The sequence below is a fragment of the Hyphomicrobium sp. genome, from assembly GCF_035572195.1.
Taxonomy (GTDB): domain Bacteria; phylum Pseudomonadota; class Alphaproteobacteria; order Rhizobiales; family Hyphomicrobiaceae; genus Hyphomicrobium_B.
In genome coordinates this window covers 1-4,694 of record NZ_DATNBA010000091.1, presented here as the reverse complement: position 1 = coordinate 4,694, position 4,694 = coordinate 1, and the positions used below count along the sequence as shown (strand labels likewise).

At 61.3% G+C, this 4,694-nt stretch carries 5 protein-coding genes; 3 read left to right on the top strand and 2 right to left on the bottom strand.

The genetic code is table 11. The annotated features are described in order from the left end of the window. Nucleotides 1-906, top strand: a 906-nt coding sequence (locus VN623_RS07930; protein WP_325569850.1) for an SPFH domain-containing protein, incomplete at its 5' end; no start/stop codon positions are given. A 49-nt stretch (nucleotides 907-955) separates the two neighbouring features. Further along, nucleotides 956-1,420 (top strand): NfeD family protein, encoded by a 465-nt coding sequence (locus VN623_RS07925; RefSeq protein WP_325569848.1) that lies wholly within the window; start codon nucleotides 956-958, stop codon nucleotides 1,418-1,420. Nucleotides 1,421-1,433: 13 nt separating this feature from the next. Here VN623_RS07925 and VN623_RS07920 read toward each other — a convergent pair whose 3' ends face one another. Continuing rightward, nucleotides 1,434-2,465 carry a KpsF/GutQ family sugar-phosphate isomerase gene (locus tag VN623_RS07920; protein WP_325569846.1) on the bottom strand — a complete coding sequence of 344 codons (1,032 nt, stop codon included), beginning with the start codon at nucleotides 2,463-2,465 and terminating at the stop codon, nucleotides 1,434-1,436. A 219-nt stretch (nucleotides 2,466-2,684) separates the two neighbouring features. Between VN623_RS07920 and VN623_RS07915 the strand changes: the two genes are divergently transcribed. Beyond that, nucleotides 2,685-4,355 carry an outer membrane beta-barrel protein gene (locus VN623_RS07915; RefSeq protein ID WP_325569845.1) on the top strand — a complete coding sequence of 557 codons (1,671 nt, stop codon included), beginning with the start codon at nucleotides 2,685-2,687 and terminating at the stop codon, nucleotides 4,353-4,355. Here the strand turns inward: VN623_RS07915 and VN623_RS07910 are convergent. Further along, nucleotides 4,352-4,694 (bottom strand): sugar phosphate nucleotidyltransferase (locus VN623_RS07910; RefSeq protein ID WP_325569843.1); only part of this gene is annotated, 343 nt, incomplete at its 5' end. The two genes, VN623_RS07915 and VN623_RS07910, sit on opposite strands and share 4 nt — an antisense overlap.

Sequence of the window (4,694 nt, the reverse complement as noted above, 5' to 3'; positions counted from 1 at the left end):
GTACCGCAGGGCTACTCGTTCACCGTCGAGAACCTCGGACGATACACGCGGACGCTGTCTCCCGGCATGCACATCTTGATCCCGGTCATAGAGCGTGTTGTCCACAAGATGAACATGAAAGAGCAGGTGATGGATATCCCGAGCCAGGATGTCATCACCCGCGATAACGCAATGGTGCGCGTCGACGGCGTCGCCTTTTTCCAGATTTTGAATGCCGCAAAGGCGGCCTACGAGGTCGACAAACTCGAGCATTCGATGATCAACCTGACAATGACCAACATCCGCACCGTCATGGGTTCGATGGATCTCGATGAGCTTCTGTCCAACCGCGATCAGATCAACCATCGGCTCTTGCAGGTCGTCGACGCGGCGACCGAAGCCTGGGGCGTCAAGGTCACGCGCATCGAAATCAAGGACATCGCCCCGCCGCGCGACCTCGTCGACAGTATGGCGCGGCAGATGAAGGCGGAACGCGAAAAGCGCGCGCAAATTCTCGAGTCGGAAGGCCTCAGGCAGGCGGCGATTTTGAAGGCCGAAGGTGCAAAGCAAGCCGTCGTGCTCGAAGCCGAAGGCCGCAGGGAAGCCGCCTATCGCGACGCCGAAGCCCGCGAGCGCTCGGCGGAAGCCGAGGCCAAGGCCACGCAAATGGTGTCAGACGCCATTTCGAAGGGTAACGTCCAGGCCATCAACTACTTCGTCGCGAATAATTACATGAAGGTGCTCGAATCTCTGGCCAAGGCGCCGAACCAGAAGGTCATCCTAATGCCGCTCGAAGCATCGTCCGTCATCGGTTCGCTCGGCGGGCTGGCGCAGATTGCGGGCGAGGCGTTCGGTGGCGGCGGCTCGGGTCCGCAGCCGTCGACGCCGCGCGTGCCGATACGCCCTGGTTCCGTGCCGCAGGTTTGATGAACGTGGCTCAGACGGCAAAAGCCCGCGACTTGGAGATCAGCCGACCATGCAGTCCATGACATATTTGATTGCGCAGTTCGGGACGTTGCTATGGTTCGCGCTCGCCGTGGTGCTGTTCGTGCTCGAATCCTTTGTGCCCGGCGTGCATTTCCTCTGGTTCGGCGTATCGGCAGCCGTCGTAGGACTGATCGCGTTCGTCGTACCGATCGCGTGGCCTTGGCAAGTCATAGCTTTCGCGCTCATCGCGTTGGCGACGGTGTTCTGGGTCCGCAACAAGAGCCGCGAAGACTCGCAGAAGTCCGATGTTCCCGACCTCAATGTTCGCGGCGCGCAATACATCGGGCGCATCGTGACGGTCGAGGACGCGATCACCAACGGGCGCGGCAAGGTGCGGGTCAACGATACGGTATGGGCGGCGGAGGGCGAGGATGCAGCCCGAGGCAGCCGCGTCAAAGTCACCGGCGTTGACGGCACGGTGCTTGTCGTTTCCAGGGCTGATATTGCTGCCTAGGCGGCAGATGCACTCAAGCGACCCCGAGCCGCAAGAGATCGTGCACGTGAACGAGGCCGACAGGCTTGTGCTTTTCAAGCACGAACAGCGCCGTGATACGGGACGAGTTGATCAGCTCAAGCGCCGCCGACGTCAGCATCGTCGGCGCAATCGTCTTCGGCTTCGCCGTCATCACGTCATCGACTTTGGCTGAAACCAGATTAGCTCCCATGTGACGGCGCAAATCGCCATCGGTAACGACCCCGATGAGCCGGCCACGAGTGTCGATGACGCCGACGCAACCGAAGCTCTTTTCCGTCATTGTGACGAGCGCCCCCGCCATCGACTCGCCGCTCTGGATGAGCGGCAGACGGTCGCCCCGATGCATGATGTCGGAGACGTACTTGAGATTGGCGCCGAGCGAACCGCCCGGGTGAAAAACCTTGAAATCGTGGGCCGTGAAGCCGCGCGCTTCAAGCAGCGCGATCGCAAGCCCGTCGCCGAGCGCCAGTTGCATCGTCGTTGACGTCGTCGGCGCCAGGCCGTGCGGGCAGGCTTCCTTGGCGCGCGGTAGCAGCAACACGACGTCGGCCTGCTGGCCGAGAGCCGATTCGGCTTGCGACGTGATCGCAACCAGCGGAACGGCAAAGCGGCGCGAATACGTGATGATGGGCTTGAGTTCGACCGTCTCTCCAGACCACGACAATGCCAGAATGAGATCGGATCGCGTGACCATGCCGAGGTCGCCATGCGAGGCTTCGCTCGGGTGTACGAAAAACGCCGGCGTCCCGGTCGAGGCAAACGTGGCGGCTATCTTTTGGCCGACGTGGCCGCTTTTACCGATGCCGGTGACGATGACGCGGCCGCTGACGGCCGCCAGCCGGCGCACGGCTTCCTCGAAGGGCTCCGCGAGATCGCCGCCAAGCTCCGTCGCAAGCAGGGCTAGGCCCTCGGTTTCGAGATTGAGCGTACGAATGGCCGAAGCAACCGCGGCCGCAGCCTCCCGCTTTTCGCCCGTCCGTGGGGCGTTCGTCTCGGGCTGGATGAAGGGAACGACCTTCTGCATCAGCTGCAACGATCCTTGTGTTGCGGGGTGTATGTCGCGGGGTGTCGGATGAACGAGTTTCCCAGACTCGCAGAATGTTGCTTAGCAATTTTTCCGGCCCCTCGCCACAGCGGTTAGCCTCATCCCTGCTTAAACGCCTCATTAACCACGGGTTCCTAGGGTGGACCCGTCGAGTCGTTGGCGTTCGCTTGAAGGGACTATTCATGGGGGCGCCTCGGAATGGGCGAATGGCGTTTCGCCTTGTTGATGTGTGGGTTGGTGGTTGCGGTGCTTTCATCGGTGCCCGTAGGATCCGCACACGCCCAGGACGCTGCAGATACCGACCCTTTCGCCGCATCCCGTGAAACCTTTCCGTCGGGACCGACCCGTGCGAGCCGGACGCGCCCTAAGCCCCAGGATCTTAGCGACGACTATGCCGCTCCCGGCATTCCTCCGCCAATACCTCAGGACGATCCGACTGAAGATCCGCAAGAGCAGGATATGCTCAATCCAGGCCCTGCCGTCGGGCAGCGGTCGGTTGTCGAGGACGGCGACCCGAATGGCCCGGCAGAGCCGTCGGCACCGATTGACGGCGTTCTCGATACGCCGGAGCCGACCGCGCCCGAGGACGGCGTTGATACCTCCGTCGTCGATACACGCGATCAGGACGACGCGGCCCTTTTCCAGAATTCGGCGCCCACGCCCGATCCTCTCCTCTATCAGATCGAAGACCTAGATCCGATCGTCGACAACCGCCTGACCAGTCGGTTCTTTCGGCAGGAGCCCTATGATCCCGTCGGAATTCAGATCGGCAGCTTCGTGCTCTTTCCCGAACTGGAACTCGGCAGCTCTTATTATTCGAACGTCTTCCATGCGCCGAATGCTTTGTCGGACGCCACGCTCGACGTTGTGCCGGCGGCCCGCCTCGTGTCGAATTGGAGCAGGCATGCGCTGGAATTCAGCGCTACCGGCGGCCTGAGCTTCTACAACCAATACCCGATCGAGGACGACAGAGACTACTTTCTTGAGACTCGCGGCCGGCTCGACATTACGCGGCGGGCGAACATCCAGGCGCTGCTCTCGCGCACGCAGGCGTTCGAGGATCGCTCGGCATTGGATGCAAGCTCGGTCGGAACCCGCGCGAAGATCCTGACGGATCGTGCCGAGGCTTCCTACAATCAACGCTTCAACCGCTTGTCGATGCAGTTTCGCGGCAGCGTCACGGATTACGCGTACGGCAACACGGAAGACGCCGGCGTCGTCACGAATAATCAGGATCGTGACTACACCCAGTACCAGGAGGCTGCGCGCGCCACTTGGGAGTTCAAGCCGACGTTCTCGCCCTTCGTCGAAGTCGCCGTCAATCATCGCGATTACGCCGAGGCGGCCCAATCGGACGGCATCAACCGCACGTCGAATGGTCAGCGCTATCGCTTCGGCGTGTCGTTCGGAAACACCGGACAAATTCTGCGCGGCGAAGTAAGCCTCGGCTACGGTATCCAAACCCCCGAAAATGCGAGGCTGCACCCGGTCGATGGTCTGATCATCGATGCCAACGCGACGTGGCGCGTGACCGGCCTGACATCGGTCATTTTCAACGCCAGTTCCGATGTATCGGAGACAACAACGACCGATGTCGGCGGCGCGCTTTACCGCTACGCCGGCGTCGAGGTGCGCCACGAGCTGACGAACTATCTCGTTGCCTCTGCGGGGTTGATCTATTCAAACCAGAACTCGCAGGATGGTGTCATCTACGACAATGAATTTCGCGAAACTCTGGGCCTCGAATATTACGCCAACCGCAACTGGATACTGTTTGCCCGGTATGCCCACGTGAACTTTGACGGCGTCGGCGTCCCGAATGACTACATCGGAGATGAAGTCCACGTCGGCGTCAGGTGGCGACGCTAGGCCTTGGCGTCCAGCAGTCGTCTCACTTCGCGCCTGAAATCGTCGGCAAGATCGGCGCGCTCCAGCGCCAGCGCAACGTTGGCAGTCAGGAAGCCGAGCTTCGAACCGCAGTCGTAGATTTGCCCGTCGAAGCGAACCGCGTGGAACGGCTGCTTGCCGCTTTGCATCAACTGGATCATCGAGTCCGTCAGCTGGATTTCGCCGCCCGCGCCACGCTCCTGGTTTTCAAGCAGCGTGAAGATTTCCGGCTGCAAGATATACCGGCCGGTGATGTGCAGATTGGAGGGCGCCGTGCCCTGCTTCGGCTTCTCGATCATTTGCGTGATCGGCGAGACTTTG